Annotated in this window: 14 protein-coding genes and 1 pseudogene; 11 read left to right on the top strand and 4 right to left on the bottom strand. The window is 73.7% G+C overall.

Annotated features, from left to right (window positions below):
* Nucleotides 1–153: pseudogene (locus tag K4G64_RS40045) on the bottom strand (chitin-binding protein); the annotation flags it as partial.
* Nucleotides 154–514: 361 nt separating this feature from the next.
* On the opposite strand from K4G64_RS40045, the gene K4G64_RS10515 reads away from it, so the two are divergent.
* From K4G64_RS10515 to K4G64_RS10490, 6 genes are all read left to right on the top strand, one after another.
* A complete protein-coding gene (locus tag K4G64_RS10515) occupies nt 515–2305 on the top strand; it encodes a S8 family serine peptidase (protein WP_221755756.1) in 1791 nt (596 codons plus the stop codon).
* Between the two features lie 280 nt (nt 2306–2585).
* The gene (locus tag K4G64_RS10510) at nt 2586–3233 is read left to right on the top strand and encodes a ScbR family autoregulator-binding transcription factor (RefSeq protein WP_221755755.1); all 648 of its coding nucleotides are present in this window, start codon (nt 2586–2588) and stop codon (nt 3231–3233) included.
* 55 nt (nt 3234–3288) lie between these two features.
* Nucleotides 3289–4479 carry a damage-control phosphatase ARMT1 family protein gene (locus tag K4G64_RS10505; protein WP_221755754.1) on the top strand — a complete coding sequence of 397 codons (1191 nt, stop codon included), beginning with the start codon at nt 3289–3291 and terminating at the stop codon, nt 4477–4479.
* A 105-nt stretch (nt 4480–4584) separates the two neighbouring features.
* On the top strand, nt 4585–6780 hold the full coding sequence (gene cyc2, locus K4G64_RS10500; protein ID WP_221755753.1) for a germacradienol/geosmin synthase Cyc2: 2196 nt from the start codon (nt 4585–4587) through the stop codon (nt 6778–6780).
* 63 nt (nt 6781–6843) lie between these two features.
* Entirely contained in the window at nt 6844–7041 is a 198-nt protein-coding gene (locus tag K4G64_RS41370) for a hypothetical protein (protein ID WP_374206397.1), read from the top strand.
* Between the two features lie 125 nt (nt 7042–7166).
* The gene (locus K4G64_RS10490; protein WP_221755752.1) at nt 7167–7739 is read left to right on the top strand and encodes a PDZ domain-containing protein; all 573 of its coding nucleotides are present in this window, start codon (nt 7167–7169) and stop codon (nt 7737–7739) included.
* A 9-nt stretch (nt 7740–7748) separates the two neighbouring features.
* Here K4G64_RS10490 and K4G64_RS10485 read toward each other — a convergent pair whose 3' ends face one another.
* Nucleotides 7749–8504 carry a phosphodiesterase gene (locus K4G64_RS10485; protein WP_221755751.1) on the bottom strand — a complete coding sequence of 252 codons (756 nt, stop codon included), beginning with the start codon at nt 8502–8504 and terminating at the stop codon, nt 7749–7751.
* A gap of 185 nt (nt 8505–8689) precedes the next feature.
* On the opposite strand from K4G64_RS10485, the gene K4G64_RS10480 reads away from it, so the two are divergent.
* From K4G64_RS10480 to K4G64_RS10470, 3 genes are all read left to right on the top strand, one after another.
* Nucleotides 8690–9817 (top strand): aminopeptidase P family protein, encoded by a 1128-nt coding sequence (locus K4G64_RS10480; protein ID WP_221755750.1) that lies wholly within the window; start codon nt 8690–8692, stop codon nt 9815–9817.
* A gap of 46 nt (nt 9818–9863) precedes the next feature.
* Nucleotides 9864–10889, top strand: a complete 1026-nt coding sequence (locus tag K4G64_RS10475; protein ID WP_221755762.1) for an aminoglycoside phosphotransferase family protein — start codon at nt 9864–9866, stop codon at nt 10887–10889.
* Nucleotides 10890–11083: 194 nt separating this feature from the next.
* Nucleotides 11084–11335, top strand: coding sequence for a hypothetical protein (locus tag K4G64_RS10470; protein WP_221755749.1), 252 nt, complete (start codon nt 11084–11086; stop codon nt 11333–11335).
* 13 nt (nt 11336–11348) lie between these two features.
* Here K4G64_RS10470 and treZ read toward each other — a convergent pair whose 3' ends face one another.
* Nucleotides 11349–13094 (bottom strand): malto-oligosyltrehalose trehalohydrolase, encoded by a 1746-nt coding sequence (gene treZ, locus K4G64_RS10465; protein ID WP_221755748.1) that lies wholly within the window; start codon nt 13092–13094, stop codon nt 11349–11351.
* 173 nt (nt 13095–13267) lie between these two features.
* On the opposite strand from treZ, the gene K4G64_RS10460 reads away from it, so the two are divergent.
* Nucleotides 13268–13819, top strand: coding sequence for a DUF1707 and FHA domain-containing protein (locus K4G64_RS10460; protein ID WP_031111569.1), 552 nt, complete (start codon nt 13268–13270; stop codon nt 13817–13819).
* Nucleotides 13820–13995: 176 nt separating this feature from the next.
* A complete protein-coding gene (locus K4G64_RS10455) occupies nt 13996–15333 on the top strand; it encodes a M14 family zinc carboxypeptidase (RefSeq protein ID WP_221755761.1) in 1338 nt (445 codons plus the stop codon).
* Between the two features lie 21 nt (nt 15334–15354).
* Here the strand turns inward: K4G64_RS10455 and K4G64_RS10450 are convergent, their stop codons facing one another.
* On the bottom strand, nt 15355–16605 hold the full coding sequence (locus K4G64_RS10450; RefSeq protein WP_221755747.1) for a M14 family zinc carboxypeptidase: 1251 nt from the start codon (nt 16603–16605) through the stop codon (nt 15355–15357).
* Nucleotides 16606–16656 lie beyond the last annotated feature (51 nt).

The raw sequence follows: 16656 nt of genomic DNA, 5'->3' as shown, positions 1-16656 counted from the left end.
CCCACCGCCCTCCGGAGAACAGGCCACCACCCGGCTCACCGGGTCCGTCGGGGCCCCGTGCGCCCGCGCCGGCCCCGCCGCCCACAGCGGCAGCAGCAGGGGGGTCACGAGGGCGGCCGCGAGTGCGGCGCGGTGTGCGGTCGTACGAGGCATCCGGCTGCTCTCCTCGGCCCGGGGCGGCACGTTCGGTAGTGCAGTACGGGAAATCGGCCCGACGCGTTCATCACGCCACGACCTGCTCGAAAAGGGGCCATTGAGCGATCGACCGCCCGCCATAGAGGGTGTGGTTCCAGCCGGATCGAGGGTTTCCCCCGTATCCCGCTGACCTCCCCTTTGCCTATCGTTCGAGCACTGCTGACCCACAGGTAACCCCGGACGGGTCCGCTCGCACCCCACGCCTGGCCGGCCATCGCGTCGCTCTTCGCTTTTCGAACCACCCCCCTGCGCTTCGACGACGAAGCGAGTCCACCGCCGCTCCGTGCAGCCCGGAGTCCGGCCACGAAAGGCAACGACCGTGCGTACCTCCCCAGAGCTCAGACGGAAGCTGATATCCGTCGCCGCAGTCTCCGCCGCCCTGCTGACCGCCGTCCCCGCCTCGGTCGCCGTCGCCCAGGAGGCCGCCCCCCGCCCGGCCGCCGTGCAGACCGAGGCCGCCCCCGGCATCCAGGCCGAGCGCCTCATCGTCGGCTACAAGTCCGGCGCCACCGAGGCCACGTCCGACAAGGCGGCGGCCGCCGACGCCGAGTCCAAGGCCGAGAAGACCGGCGAGGACGTCGACTTCCAGCGCCGCCTCGGCACCGGCGCCGCCCTCGTCGAACTGGGCACCCACCCCACCCGTGCCTCCGTCGCCGACGTCGTCAGCCAGTACAAGGCCGACCCCCAGGTCGCCTACGTCGTCCCGGACCGCCTGAACAAGCCGACGGCCGTCACCCCGAACGACACCGAGTACAGCAAGCAGTGGGACCTGTTCGAGTCGACCGCGGGCATGAACGTCCCCGGCGCCTGGGACACCACCACCGGCAGCGGCGTGACCGTCGCCGTCATCGACACCGGCTACGTCGCCCACTCCGACCTGGCCGCGAACATCGTCGGCGGCTACGACTTCATCTCCGACACCGCCGTCTCCGTCGACGGCAACGGCCGTGACAGCAACCCGGCCGACCCGGGCGACTGGTACAACGACAACGAGTGCGGCCAGGGCATCGCCGCCTCCGGCTCCTCCTGGCACGGCACCCACGTGGCCGGCACCATCGCCGCCGCCACCAACAACGGCAAGGGTGTCGCCGGTATCGCCTACGGCGCGAAGATCTCCCCGGTCCGCGTCCTCGGCAAGTGCGGCGGCTACGACTCCGACATCATCGACGCCATCACCTGGGCGTCCGGCGGCACCGTCTCCGGCGTGCCCGCCAACACCAACGTCGCCAAGGTCATCAACATGAGCCTCGGCGGGGGCGGCGCCTGCTCCAGCGCGACCCAGAGCGCCATCAACGGCGCCGTGAGCCGCGGCACCTCGGTCGTCGTCGCGGCCGGCAACGAGAACCAGAACGTTTCCAACGCCTCCCCGGCGAACTGCAACAACGTCATCGCGGTCGCCGCGACCAACCGCGCCGGCAGCCGGGCCTCGTACTCCAACTACGGCTCGCTCGTCGACATCGCCGCCCCCGGCGGTGAGACCCGCACCTCCACCGCCAACGGCATCCTGTCCACGCTGAACTCCGGCACGAAGACGCCGTCGAGCGAGAACTACGCCTACTACCAGGGCACCAGCATGGCCACCCCGCACGTCGCGGGCCTCGCCGCGCTGATGAAGTCGGCCAACTCCGCCCTCACTCCGGCGCAGATCGAGTCGGCCATCAAGGCCAACGCCCGTGCCCTGCCCGGCACCTGCTCCGGCGGCTGCGGCGCGGGTCTCGCGGACGCCGCCAAGACGGTCCAGGCCGTGAAGGGCGGCACGTCCACCGGCACGACGTTCTCCAGCACCGCCGCCGTCGCCATCCCGGACAACGGCGCCGCGATCGAGTCGCCGATCAGCGTCACCGGCCGCAGCGGCAACGCCCCCTCGGCCCTCCAGGTCGGCGTCGACATCACCCACACCTACCGCGGCGACCTCGTCATCGACCTGGTCGCGCCGGACGGTTCGACGTACCGCCTGAAGTCCGCCGCGTCGGACTCCGCCGACAACGTGAACACCACCTACACGGTGAACGCCGCCGGCGAGGCGGCCAACGGCACCTGGAAGCTGCGCGTCCAGGACACCGCGGCCCAGGACACGGGCACGCTCAACAGCTGGAAGCTGACCTTCTGATCCTCCCTCGGGAACGCTGAACGAGGCAGGCCACAAGCGGGCGGGCCGGCCGGTGCGGATGGGGCACCGGCCGGCCCGCCTTTACGTCTGGCCCCACATCCCCCACAGTTAGATACCGAACGCGCTGTTTTCTTTCACCAGTTGCGCTTGTTTTGCCGGATGTGCACCCGCACTCCGGCACACTGGTGTGATGGGCGCCGTCTCAGGGTGAGTTATCGTGTACGGGGGGTAAAAACAAACGGCATGACCCGTTCATTTCCGTCCCGGGAGAGTGCAGTCGATGGCGAGGCAGTTGCGAGCCGAGCAGACCCGCTCGACGATCATCACGGCCGCCGCTGACCTGTTCGACCGTCGCGGCTACGAATCGACCAGTCTCAGCGACATCGTGGAGCACGCGCACGTCACCAAGGGCGCCCTGTACTTCCACTTCGCGGCGAAGGAGGATCTCGCCCACGCGATCCTCGAACTCCAGTCGCACACCGCCCGCCGGCTGGCGACGGAGACCGACAACCGCGGCCACACCTCTCTCGAGGCGCTGATGCGCCTGACGTTCGGCATCACCCGCATGTCCGTCGAGGACCCGGTGCTGCGGGCCGGCCTGCGGCTCGCCACCGGCGGGATCCGGCCCCGGCCGCCCCTGAGCCATCCGTTCACCGAGTGGCTGGACATCGTCACGGCCCGGCTCGTCGGCGCGGTCAAGGAGTCCGACGTCCACCCGGACATCGACATCGACGTCGTGGCCCACTCGCTGGTCTGCTTCTTCGTCGGCACCCGCGTCGTGGGCCGCTCCCGCGAGCCGGTCGCCCGCCAGCCCCGCCGGACGGCCGAGATGTGGAACATACTCATCCGCGGTCTGGTCCCGGTGACCCGCCGAGCCCGCTATCTGAGCCTGGCGGCACGCCTGGAGCGGGAGATCGCACCCGTCTGACCCGAGAGCGGGCGGCTCGACCCGTGCGAGGGGCACGCGCGTTACGGTGTGGCCCATGCCCGACACCCCCTCCGCGCCCCTGCTCCTCGGCAACCAGCCGGGCTCCTTCCCCCACAGTGTGCTGGCCGAGCGGCACCCCGCGATCATCAAGCAGGTCCGCGAGGCCTTCCCCTACGAACCCGCGCAGCACCGCGCCCTGGACGAACTGCTCGCCGAGTGCACCGAGGGCGAGATCGAACCCCTCCCGGCCGACGCGCACGACCGGGACCTCTGGGAGGCCTGGGGGCTGCGCGAGTACACCGGCCGGTCCTGGTTCGACGTGCCGTGGCTCTGGTCCGAGAGTTGGTTCTACCGCCGGCTGCTCCAGGCCGTGGGCTACTTCGGCCCCGGCCCCTGGCAGGGCATCGACCCCTTCCGCCCCTTCAAGCTCGCCGAACTCGACTCCGCCGAGACCGGCGAGGAACTCGCCGCCCTCGACGACCTCGCCGCCCGGCCCGCCGCCGAACAGGCCCAGGCCCTGCTGCACGGCTCCCTGTGGGGCAACCGGGCCGACCTCGGCTTCCGCCTCTCCGCCGAAGGCGCACGGGCCGCGGACGCCGCGCCCGGCCTGGTCGCCGACGACAGCGACCGGCTCTGGTCCCTGCTCGACACCACCGGGCCGGGGACCGGCACGCTGTGCCTGGTCGCCGACAACGCCGGACGCGAACTCGTCCCCGATCTCCTCCTCCTCGCCCACCTCCTGAGCAGCGGCCGCATCGGACGGGCGGTCCTGCACGTCAAGCCGTACCCCTACTACGTCTCCGACGCCACCACCGCCGACGTCGTCGACGCCCTGCGCCGGCTGACCGGCGCCGGGGGAGCGGCCGCCGCGTACGGCGGACAGCTCTGGTCCGCCCTCGCCGACGGCCGCCTCACCCTGCGCGCCCACCCCTTCTCCAGCGCCCCGCTGCCCTACGAGGAGATGCCCGGCGACCTGCGCGAGGAGTTCGCCTCGGCCACCCTCACGATCGTGAAGGGCGACCTCAACTACCGCCGCCTGGTGGGCGACCGGCTGTGGGCCCCGACCACACCGTTCGCCGACGTGACCGCCCACTTCCCCGGCCCGGTCGCCGCCCTGCGCACCCTGAAGTCCGACGTGATCACCGGCCTCGACGCACAGACCGAGGCCGCTCTGGTCGCGGCGGAGGATCAGCGCTGGCGCACCAGCGGCACCCACGCGCTGATCCAGGTGAGGGCCCCCGGCTAGGTCAAGTCTTCTGCACCACGCCCGCGTTCACGTTCGCTTCACGCGATGGTGTGATCATGTCCCGCCCCGCGGATGCCGCCGCGGGGCGCCGGGTAGAGCCCGGCCATGACGCAGCCGTTCGAACTCCCGCATTTCTACCTGCCGCACCCCGCGCGGCTGAACCCGCATGTCGACGAGGCCCGGGCCCATTCGACCGCGTGGGCGCGCGAGATGGGCATGCTGGAGGGCTCCGGCGTCTGGGAGCAAGCCGACCTGGACGCGCACGACTACGGCCTGCTGTGCGCCTACACCCACCCCGACTGCGACGGCCCCGCCCTGTCCCTCATCACCGACTGGTACGTGTGGGTCTTCTTCTTCGACGACCACTTCCTGGAGATGTACAAGCGCAACCCGGACCGCGTCGCCGGCAAGGCGCACCTGGACCGGCTGCCGCTGTTCATGCCGCCGGACCTGTTCGCTGCCGTGCCGGAGCCGCGGAACCCGGTCGAGGCGGGCCTCGCCGACCTGTGGGCGCGCACCGTGCCGGTGATGTCCGAGGACTGGCGCCGCCGCTTCGCGGTGGCCACCGAGCACCTCCTCAACGAGTCGATGTGGGAGCTGTCCAACATCGACGAGGGGCGGATCGCCAACCCCGTCGAGTACATCGAGATGCGCCGCAAGGTCGGCGGCGCCCCCTGGTCGGCCGGGCTCGTGGAGTTCGCCACCGCCGAAGTGCCCGCCGCCGTCGCCGGGACCAGGCCCCTTCGGGTGCTGATGGAGACGTTCTCCGACGCCGTGCACCTGCGCAACGACCTGTTCTCCTACCAGCGCGAGGTCGAGGACGAGGGGGAGAACAGTAACGGCGTGCTCGTCCTGGAGACCTTCTTCGGCTGCACCACCCAGGAGGCCGCCGACACCGTCAACGACGTCCTCACCTCCCGCCTCCACCAGTTCGAGCACACGGCGTTCACCGAAGTGCCCGCCGTGGCCCTGGAGAAGGGGCTCCGGCCGGACGAGGTCGCGGCCGTGGCGGCGTACACGAAGGGACTGCAGGACTGGCAGTCCGGCGGCCACGAATGGCATCTGCGCTCCAGCCGCTACATGAACGAGAACGCGGCGCGCGGCGGGAGCCCCTGGCCTGGATGCACCGGCATCGGCACCTCGGCAGCCGACGTGCGCGCCCTGCTCGCGACGGCCGGGGCCACGGGCGCCCCTCCCACGCCTTTCGGGCAGTCGGGGAGGCTGCGCTCCCACACCCACGTGCCGTACCAGCAGGTCGGGCCGTCGCGGATCCCCGACATCCGCATGCCGTTCCCGCTGCAGCTCAGCCCGCACGTGGACAACGCCCGCCGCGGTCTGCGCGACTGGGCGGAGCGCATGGGCATCCTCGCCGAGGGCGTCTGGGACGAGGACAAGCTCCGCGCCTACGACCTCGCCCTCTGCTCGGCCGGCCTCGACCCGGACGCCACACCCGAGGCCCTCGACCTCAGCGCGCAGTGGCTCGCCTGGGGCACCTACGGCGACGACTACTACCCCCTGGTGTACGGCCACCGCCGCGACCTCGCCGCCGCCCGGCTGACCACGGCCCGTCTGTCCGACTGCATGCCCGTCGACGGCGCTCCGCCGCTCCCGGCCAACGCCATGGAGCGCGGCCTGATCGACCTGTGGGTGCGCACCACCGCCGGGATGACGCCCGAGGCGCGGCAGACACTCAAGCACGCGGTGAACGTCATGACCGAGAGCTGGGTGTGGGAGCTGTCCAACCAGTTCCTCAACCGGGTGCCCGACCCGGTCGACTACCTGGAGATGCGCCGCGCGACCTTCGGCTCCGAGCTCACCCTGAGCCTGTGCCGGATGGGACACGGCCCGGCCGTCCCGCCCGAGGTCTACCGCAGCGGCCCGGTCCGCTCCCTGGAGAACGCCGCGATGGACTTCGGGTGCCTCGTCAACGACGTCTTCTCGTACCAGAAGGAGATCGAGTTCGAGGGCGAGGTCCACAACGCGATCCTCGTCGTGCAGACCTTCTTCGGCTGCGACTACCCGACCGGGCTGGGCATCGTGCACGATCTGATGAGCCAGCGCCTGCGCCAGTTCGAGCACGTCGTCGAGCACGAACTGCCGGTCCTGTACGACGACTTCCGGCTCACGCGGCAGGCGCGCGCGGCCATGGCGACGTATGTGGCGGACCTGCGGAACTGGATGTCCGGCATCCTCCACTGGCACCGCGAGGTGGACCGCTACAAGGCCGAGTGGCTGTCCCGCCGCACCCACGGCTTCCTCCCGGACCGGGCGCCGGCCGTGCCCGTGCCCGCGCTCCGCTGAAGGGGCGACCTCCACGTTCCGGCCGGGGGCGTCATCCAGGTCACCGGCCCGGACGCGCCCATCGTGCACCCCCTGCACATCCACCTGGTCGACTTCCAGCTCCTCGGCCGCGACGCCCACGACGTGTCGGGCTTCGACCCGGCGGTGGGCGGCACGCGTGCGCCGATCCGGTACGCCCCGGGCACCAGATGCTGCGCGTCATGCGGACGTTCGACGGCGCGCACGGGGGTCACGGGGACGGGCACACAGGCTGATCCCTGACCGCGCCGGACCCCGGTCAGTCTCACTCGTTCGTGGCTCGTGGCCCGACGGTGCGCCGGGTAGAGCACCTGCCGTGATCGTTCCGGGATCCGCCGGAGGCGATCGGCACCATCCGGAGGCGAGCCATGGAACAGACCGCGCTGCGACCCAAGCCGATGCCGGGCCGGGAACCCGAGGGGGCCGCCCCGGCGCCGGGGTCCGGACCGTCCCGGCCCCGTCCGCATGCCGCGCGGCGACGGGGGCGGCGAATCCTGAACGTGCTGCTCGCCGGGTTCGCCGGTGCGGTCCTGGTGCTCTCCGGGATCGGCCTCGGGACGATGGGCACCGCGGTGCTCGGCAAGGGCGCGCGCCTCGACCTGCGAGGGTGGCAGCACACGTCCTCGCCACCCGGCCCCACGCCCGCCGCCGCGGCACCCACCGCCCCCGCCGCCGCCGCCGCGACGCTCGGCGTGCAGGTCATGGACGCCCGCAAGCCGGGGGCCGTGGTGGTGGGACTGCACGTCCCCGGTCCGGCGCAGGCCGCCGGTCTGGTGCGCGGCGACGTGCTGCTGGCCTTCGGCGCGACCCGGATCGACACCGCCGCCGATCTCGTCAGGGCCGTCGCCCGCGTTCGCCCGGGCGCCGAGGTCAGGCTGACGGTCCGCCACCGCAGCGGTGGCTACGAGCAGCTGACCCTCGTACCGGCCGTCGCCGCGTGAGGCACGCCCTCACGGCACGACGCGGAAGTGGCTGGTGAGCCGCCCCGAGTCGTCCAGGACGTGGAAGGCGAGCCCGGGGGGCGCCTCCCGGTCGGCGATCTGCTCACCCTCCCAGGGCAGCCGCAGCGTCCACGTCACACCGGGCCCGACGACCAGGGGCCGCCCCGCGAACGAGGTGGCGGCCGGGGTGTGGGCGTGGCCGGTGATCAGCCCGGCGATCTCGGGCCGGCGGGCCAGCAGGTCCGCCAGCCGGCCGGGATGCCGCAGCGCGTAGGAGTCGGGCAGCGGGTGGTGCAGCGCCACCGGCGGGTGGTGGAAGGCGAGCAGGGCCGGAAGGCCGCCGTCGAGTTCGTCGAGGGTCGTCTCGATCCAGTCGTACGTCTCCTCGTCCAGTTCCCCGTCGTCGCTGCCGGGGATGCTGGAGTCGCACATCAGCACCGCGCCGTCGTCGAAGACCTGCACGCTGTTGACCGGCCCCTCGCCCCCGGGCCGGTCCAGCAGCGCCTTGCGACAGGGCGTACGGCTGTCGTGGTTGCCCGGGCAGGTCAGCACCGGGAACGGGGCGTCGCCGGTGCGCAGACCCAGGATGCGGGCGGCCTCCTCGTACTCCGGCTCCGTGCCGTGGTCCGCGATGTCCCCGGTCACCAGCAGCGCGTCCACATGGCCCGGCAGCTCCCACAGCCGGTCGCGCACCCGCTCGGCGCGCTCCGTCGCCCGCGCGCTCCCGTCCAGATGCAGATCGCTGATGTGCGCGAGTACCAGCACCGTCGTACGCCCCCTCGATCGACCGCTTAATGGAAGAGTCGCATCTAAGCATTAGGCGTAACGCCGGGGCAATCCGCTGCCGTTGGGCAGGTTGCCGGGGTGAATGCCCGCAGACGGCTCGCGCCGCCCCCTTGGGCCGGGCAGGATGCTGCCCGTAGCCCCTTCGCCCGTCCTGGGAGGCCCGGATGACCGGAAGCACGGCCGCGACCTTCACCGCCGACGACTACCGGGCCCGCATGGAGCGCGCCGCGCGCACGGCCGCCGACGCCGGTCTCGCGGGCCTGCTGGTGGCCCCGGGCCCGGACCTGGTCTGGCTCACCGGCTACACACCCCCGGCGGTCACCGAGCGGCTCACCCTGCTGATCCTCGCCGCCGGGCAGGACCCCGTCCTCGTCGTCCCCGCCCTGGAGGCCCCGGACGCGCAACGCGCCGCCGGCGCGGCCGCCCTGACCCTGCACGACTGGACCGACGGCAAGGACCCCTACGCCGCCACCGCCGCCCTCCTCGAAGACTCGGGCCGGTTCGGCATCAGCGACAACGCCTGGGCCCTGCACCTGCTGGCCCTCCAGCAGGCCATGCCCCGCAGCTCCTACGCCTCGCTCACCGACGCCCTGCCGATGCTGCGCGCCGTCAAGGACGCGGCCGAGCTGGACCTCATGGCCGCCGCCGGAGCCGCCGCCGACGCCACGTTCGAGGAGATCCGGAACGTCCCCTTCGCCGGGCGCCCGGAGTCCGAGGTGGCCGCCGACCTCGACCGGCTGCTGCGCCGGCACGGTCACGAGCAGGTCGACTTCACCATCGTCGCCTCGGGCCCGAACGGCGCCAACCCGCACCACGAGGCGGGCGACCGCGTCATCGCGCGCGGCGACATGGTCGTCCTCGACTTCGGCGGGCTGCGGGACGGCTACGGCTCCGACACCTCCCGCACGGTCCACGTCGGCGAGCCCACCGACGAGGAGCGGCGCGTGCACGACATCGTGCGCGAGGCCCAGGAGGCCGGCTTCCGCGCGGTGCGCCCCGGCGCCGCCTGCCAGGACGTCGACCGGGCCGCCCGCGAGGTCATCGCCGCCGCCGGCTACGGCGAGTACTTCATCCACCGCACCGGGCACGGCATCGGCGTCACCACCCACGAGCCGCCGTACATGATCGAGGGCGAGGAGCGGCCCCTCGTCCCCGGCATGTGCTTCTCCGTGGAACCCGGCATCTACCTGCCCGGCCGCTTCGGGGTCCGCATCGAGGACATCGTGACCGTCACCGAGGACGGCGGACGGCGCCTGAACACCACCACGCGCCAGCTGGTCATAGTGGAGTGAGGCCCCGATGTCCCCAGCTCGCCTCCCGAACGGCAACGGCGCGACCATGACCCAGGCACCCACACCCACCGCGGACACCGTCCGCCGGCTGGTCCTGTCCCTCCTCGAGGACGCCAAGGAAGGCAAGGACGGCAGGGACTCCAAGAGCACCAAGAGCACCGAGGGCCCCGCGGGCACCCCGCAGGGCCGCGGCGGCAAGGAGCCCCGGCCGGGCGGGAGCGGCTCCGGCCCCGACGTCCGGCCCGCCGGCCCGGGCGCCGAACCCGTCACCTGGTGGGTCGGCACCCGCCACGTGCTGCGCCTCGCCCCCGACCGCGAGGCCAGCCGGCGCCAGCGCCGCGAACTGCGCCTGCGCGACCTCGTCCGCCCGCACGTCCCGGCCACGGTGCCCGCCAGCGTCGCGCACGGCGAGTGGGCCCCCGGCCTGAGCTACACGCTGGACACCAAGGTGCCCGGCGGCTCGGGGGAGGAGCACGACGTGTCCGCCGTCGGCGAGGCCGACCTCGCCGCGCTCCTGACGGGTCTGCGCGAGGTGCCGGTCCGGCAGGCCGAGACGCTCGGCGTGCCGCGCGCCGCGCCACGCTCCCTGGAGGCGCTGCGCCGGGCCGCCATACGCGCCGCCGAACGCCTCGCCGCAGCCGACGAGTTCGACGCCACACGCCTGAACCAGCTCACCCCGCCCGCCGCGTCCCAGCTCGCCGCCCAGCCCGCCTCGGCGGTCCTCACCCACCGCAGCCTCACGGGCGGGCACCTCGTGGTCAGCGCCGACGGCCGGGTGCGCGGCGTGCTCGGCTGGGCGGGCGCGGTCGTCGGCGACCCGGCGGAGGACATCGCGGGCCTCGCGCTCGCCGTCGGCTCACCGGCCGCCGTACGCGCCGCCACCCTCGCCGGCTACGGCGCCCGCCCCTGTCTGCGCGGCCTCTGGCTCGCCCGCTGCGACACCGTCGTCCACCTCGCCGAGGACCTCACCGGCAAGGACGCCGCCCTGCTGCGGACCCGGCTGCGCCGCGCCTGGGAGCCGATCCTGCTGGAACGGGTGACGGACCTGGGGGACGCCGACGACGCCCTGTGACGTGCCGGGCGCCGCCCTTCCGTACGGCTGCCCTCCGCCCATGACGCCTGCCGCGGCGGCCCTGCTCCTGCTGACCGCCGCCGCCCTCACACACCTGGCCGGCCGCTCCGGCACCCCCGCGCCCCGGCACCGGCGCGACGGCGCCCCCGGCCCGGCAGCAGGCCCCGGAGCAGCGCCTTACCGGGCTCCCCAGGGTGACGGCGCCCGACCTCGGCCCCGGCCGGTGCGCCCGCACGGTGAAGCCGAGGGAGCAGCCCTGCACGGCGTCGGCGAGGAGAGTGTCCATCACCGTCACGCACGAGGGCGGCACGCCCCGCCCGGTCCGCACCGCCGCCGTACGCCACGGCGACGTCACCGCCGTACGCACCGCGGTGGGCGGCGCCCCCATCGCGAGCCCCGCGGTCCTCACGCCCGTGATCGAGGCACAGGACGCGAAGCTCCGCTGACGGCCCGCGCTGCTCAGTCCTGGGCGAGCACCACGGCCGACTCCCCGGGCAGCCGCACCACCCCGTCCGCCCCGGGCTTGTCCACCGGCTCCCACGCGGCCAGCACGCGCGCGTGGGGCACGCCGAGCGGCAGCTCGGCCGGCTCGGCGGCCAGGTTCACCGCCACCAGGACGTCCCCGCGCCGGAAGGCGATCCAGCGCCGCTCCTCGTCGAAGGCCACCTTGGTGTCGGCGAGGTCGGGGTCGGTCAGGTCCGGCTGCTCGTGGCGCAGGGCGAGGAGCTGCCGGTACCAGGCCAGCATGCGCGCGTGCGGCTCGCGCTCCGGCTCGGACCAGTCGAGGCAGGAGCGGTCCCGGGTCGCCGGGTCCTGCGGGTCGGGCACGTCCTCCTCCTTCCAGCCGTGCGCGGCGAACTCCCGCCGCCTGCCCCGCCGTACGGCGTCCGCGAGCTCCGGGTCGGTGTGGTCGGTGAAGAACTGCCAGGGCGTGCCCGCCGCCCACTCCTCGCCCATGAAGAGCATCGGTGTGAAGGGCGCGGTCAGGATCAGCGTGGCCGCGCACGCCAGCAGCCCGGGGGAGACAAGGGCCGAAAGCCGGTCCCCCCGGGCGCGGTTGCCGACCTGGTCGTGGGTCTGGCCGTAGCCGAGCAGCCGGTGCCCGGCCACCCGCGAGCGGTCCAGCGGGCGCCCGTGGTGGCGCTCCCGGAAGCTGGAGTACGACCCGTCGTGGAAGTAGCCGCCGGTCAGGGTCTTGGCGAGCCCGCCGAGGCCGGCGCGCGCGAAGTCGGCGTAGTAGCCCTGCGACTCGCCGGTCAGCGTGGTGTGCAGGGCGTGGTGGAAGTCGTCGTTCCACTGCGCGTGCAGCCCGAGGCCGCCCTCCGCGCGGGGGGTGATGAGCCGCGGGTCGTTCAGGTCCGACTCGGCGACCAGGAACAGCGGCCGGTCCGTCTCGGCGGCCAGGGCGTCCACGGCCTGGGACAACTCCTCCAGGAAGTGGTACGCGCGCGTGTCCACCAGCGCGTGCACCGCGTCCAGGCGCAGCCCGTCGATCCGGTAGTCGCGCAGCCAGGCCAGCGCGCTGCCGATCAGGAACGCGCGCACCTCGTCCGAGCCCGGTGCGTCCAGATTGACCGCGGCGCCCCAGGGCGTGTGGTGGGTGTCCGTGAGGTACGGGCCGAAGACGGGCAGGTAGTTGCCGGACGGCCCGAAGTGGTTGTGCACCACGTCGAGCACCACGCCCAGTCCGAGTTCGTGCGCCCGGTCGACGAAGCGTTTCAGCGCCTCGGGGCCGCCGTACGGCTCGTGCACCGCCCACAGCGAGACACCCTCGTAGCCCCAGCCGTGCGTGCCCGGGAAGGGGCACAGGGGCATCAGCTGCACATGCGTGACGCCGAGTTCGGCGAGATGGCCGAGCCGCCCGGCGGCCGCGTCCAGGGTGCCCTCGGGCGTGTACGTCCCTACGTGCAGCTCGTACAGCACCGCTCCGGGCAGCGGCCGCCCCCGCCACCGCGCGCGCCACGCGTACCGCTCGTGGTCGACGACCGCGCTCAGCCCGTCCGGGCCGTCCGGCTGCCGCCGCGAGCGCGGATCGGGCAGCACGGTCCCGTCGTCCACCGCGAAGCCGTACCGGGATCCCTCGCGCGCTTCGGCCTCACCCCGCCACCACCCCGCCCGTTCCGGATCTCGCTCCAACGCGTGTGTGACGTCGTCGCACCGGAGCGTCACACGGCCGGCCTGTGGTGCCCACACCTCGAACTGCACGGACGGTTCCCCTTCGTCTGCTCACCGTGATGTAGCCCGTCCATGGTGCGTCAAAAGAGATCAATCCGCTGGTGCATCCACCCATTTGCGGCGGGTCTACCCGGGTACGCGCGCGGGGCGGCCGATTTCCCGTTTTCTGGACAGCCCGGCCGCGCTGCCCGACAATCACCAGCGTGACGTCGTCCTTCGAGTTCAACACGTTCCCCGCGCGGCTCTCCGACGCGGAGCGGGACCGGGTGCTGAAGGTGCTGCGGGACGGCGTCGCCGTGGGCCGCCTCTCCCACGACACGTTCGTCCACCGCATGGAGCTGGCGCTCGCCGCCCGCCGCCCGGACGAACTCGCCGCGCTCACCGCCGACCTGCGCACCGAGAGCCGCCTCTCGCGCCTGGTGTTCGGCACCGTCGAGGCGGTCTCCGGATTCTCCGTACGGCTGCGCAGGGCCTGGCAGGCCGAGCGGCTGCCCAAGCTGCAACTGCCTCACCCCTCGCACGGCCATCCGCTGCGCATAGGCCGCGATCCCGCCAGCGGACTGCGCCTCAACCACGAGACGGTCTCCCGCGTGCACGCCGAACTCCGTCACCAGGGTGGCATGTGGGTCCTGCGCGACCTCGGCTCCACCAACGGCACGACGGTGAACGGCAGGCGCGTCGTCGGCGCGGCCGTCGTCCGCGAGGGCGACCAGGTGGGCTTCGGCCGGATGACGTTCCGGCTGTCGGACGGCTGACCGGAAACCGAGCCACGCCTCACCTCTGGCCTGGGGGTTGCCGAAAGCCGGTCCCGGAACCCTGGCCGAAATCCCGTTGCCGCTCACGGTGTTGACGTACCCCTGAAGTCGTGACTGACTGTGCGTACGCCATCTACACCTGGTGAACCGACGGCACCGCATGGGGGAGGTGTGCCCTGCCGCCCCTGCTGCGCTACCCGACCGTCGACGAACTGGGCGCCCGGGCCGCCGCCCTCGTCGCCCGCCACCCCCGTGACGCCCGGCTGCGCCGGGTCGGCACCTCCCGCGCGGGCACCCCGCTGTGGCTGCTCTCCGTCGGACACGGCAGCCGCCAGGCCCTGGTCGTCGCCGGCCCGCACGCCAACGAACCGGTGGGCGGCGCCACCGTGCTCCGCCTGGCCGAGCGGGCCCTGGCCGACCCGCGGCTGACCGAGGGCGCGCACGCCACCTGGAACCTGCTGCTGTGCCTCGACCCGGACGGCTCGCGCCGCAACGAGGGCTGGCTGCCCGGCCCCTACACGCTCGGCCGGTACGTCCGTCACTTCTTCCGGCCCGGATTCCTGGAGCAGCCCGAGTGGCTGCCCGACGGCGCGGCCGGCGCCGCCCTGCCGGAGACCCGCGCCCTGCTCGGCCTCCAGGACGAACTGCGCCCGTTCCTCCAGTGCTCCCTGCACGGCGTCGACATCGGCGGCGGCTTCGTGGAACTCACCCACGACCTGCCCGGCCTCGACCGGCGCCTCGCCCACATCGCCGCCCGGCTCGGCATCCCCCGCGAACTCGGCGCCTACGACGCTCTGTACTGGCCCGGCCTCGGACCCGCCGTCTACCGGATCCCGCCGCCGCGCCGGGCCGATCTGGTCGCGGCCATGACGGAGGCCGCCGTCGAGTCCACGTGGTACCACCCCTACCGGCACGGCACCGTCACCGCGGTCGTCGAGGCACCCATGTGGGGCGTGAGGGCCGTGGCGGACGGCTCCCCGCCCGCGGACGGGGAGGCCGTGCTCCGGGCCGTCAGCCGCACCCTGCGCCACGACACGGACCTCCTGCGGCACCTGCTGGCCCGGATCCGGCCGCACCTCGCCACCGCGCCCGACGCGGCCCGCCTGCTCGCCCCGGTCGACGACTACCTCCTGGTCTGCCCCGGCCTCGCCGACGCCTGGGACCCCGACACCGGCGAAAGCCCGGGCCATCCCCTCCCGGCCCTGAGCACCGCCCACCTGGTCGCCCTGCGCATCTCCGGGCGCCGCCTCGCGCTGCGCACGGCGGGACTGCTGCACCAGCTCGTCCGGGCCGCCGGCCGCGACCCCGGCGGGGTGCTGCCGGACCTGGACCGGCTGATCGACCAGTGGTGCGCCGAGTACCGCGACGGCTGCGGGGCGCGCTGGATCCCGGTGGCCCGCCAGGCGGAGTACCAGGCCCGGGTGGTGCTCGCCGCGTTCGAGCTGGCGGGGCGGCGCACCCGCGCGTGCTCCGGCTCGGGTCCGGGTGAGCCGGTGCCGCTGCAACGGGACTGAGGAACGGGACGGGGACGCCGGCTACCAGGCCCGCTCGCGCGCATGCAGCGCCGCCGCGACGACCGTGCGGGACTGGTGCTCCACCTGGTGCTCCAAGGGCACCCAACGGGCGCGGAAACGTTCCGCGAAGGCGTCGCTCCAGGTCGAGACGAGCCCCTCGAGCTGCTTCGCCGCCGCGTCGTCGGTCCCGCGCAGCACCCGCAGCAGCATGGCCGCCGCCCGCAGCGGCACGCGGCGCGCGAACGCGTCCACGCTGCCGACGTACGCCCGGGTGCGGTCGGCGGGCGGCGTGTGGAGCAGGTCCGAGGCCAGGCCCGGCACCAGCTCCAGCCCCCACCGGGCGGCCCGCAGCAACGGCCCGTCCAGGTCCGCCAGCCGCGGCAGCACGCCGTCGAGCACGCGCGACACCTCCAGCGCGTCCCGCTGCAGCCGGCGCGCCAGCATCCCGATCGCCGCCGCCGGAGCCGGATGCGGAGCCGGGTCGTCGACCAGGTCGCTCGCCCACATCGGCACCTCGACGACCGCGGTCAGCCCGCCGTAACGGTGGGCGTGGTACCAGGTGCTGTGCCGCGCGTCGTCCGGCAGGCTCGGGTACGCCGGCCCGATCCCCGGCGCCGGCATCACATGGACGCCCGGCCCGGAGGCGGGCCACCCCGCGGCGTCCGACGCCCCGGTCTCCACCGGGATGTGCAGCTCGGCCGCGGACTTGACGAACGGCTCGGCGAGCCCCGGCACGTCCCTCGTCAGCTGCACCCAGCTGCCGCCCAGATCCGTGCCGTGCAGGGTGACCTGCAGATATGGGCGCAGTTCGTCGATGACGCCCGTCAGGGCCCGGGTCTCGGGCGGCAGCCGGTCCGGCGGCAGCACCGACGGCGCCCACTCGGGCTGCTCAGGGCCCGCCGGCCGGAAGAAGCCCAGGTGGTAGTCGAAGAGGCTGCGCGGCGCCGGCGTGACGTGCAGGCTCGCCCCGTCGGGGTCCGCGCACAGCAGGAAGTGCCAGGAGATGCCGTCGCGCAACTCCCGCTGCTCCAGGACCCGCCGGGCGAGCGCGAGCAGGGTGCAGGAGCCCGTCGGCTCGTTGGCGTGGGCGCCGGCCACCACCAGTACGGCGCGGCGGGCCCGGCCCACGGACAGCAGGTGCAGGGGCCTGCCAGCGCGTGAGGCACCCACCTGCCGCAGGGTGCACACACCGGGACGCTGAGCGGTCAACGCCCGGGCAGCAGAAACCTGTTCGGTCACCGTCGGGTAGCGCAGCTCCGGCAGGACACTCACCCCCGTCACATCCGCCCGAGTTCGCCATCGCAGTACCCCACGGCCATGGTG

The organism is Streptomyces sp. WAC04114, assembly GCF_019733245.1.
In the GTDB taxonomy this organism is placed as follows: Bacteria; Actinomycetota; Actinomycetes; order Streptomycetales; family Streptomycetaceae; genus Streptomyces; species Streptomyces massasporeus_A.
This window is presented reverse-complemented; position numbering and strand designations above follow the sequence as displayed.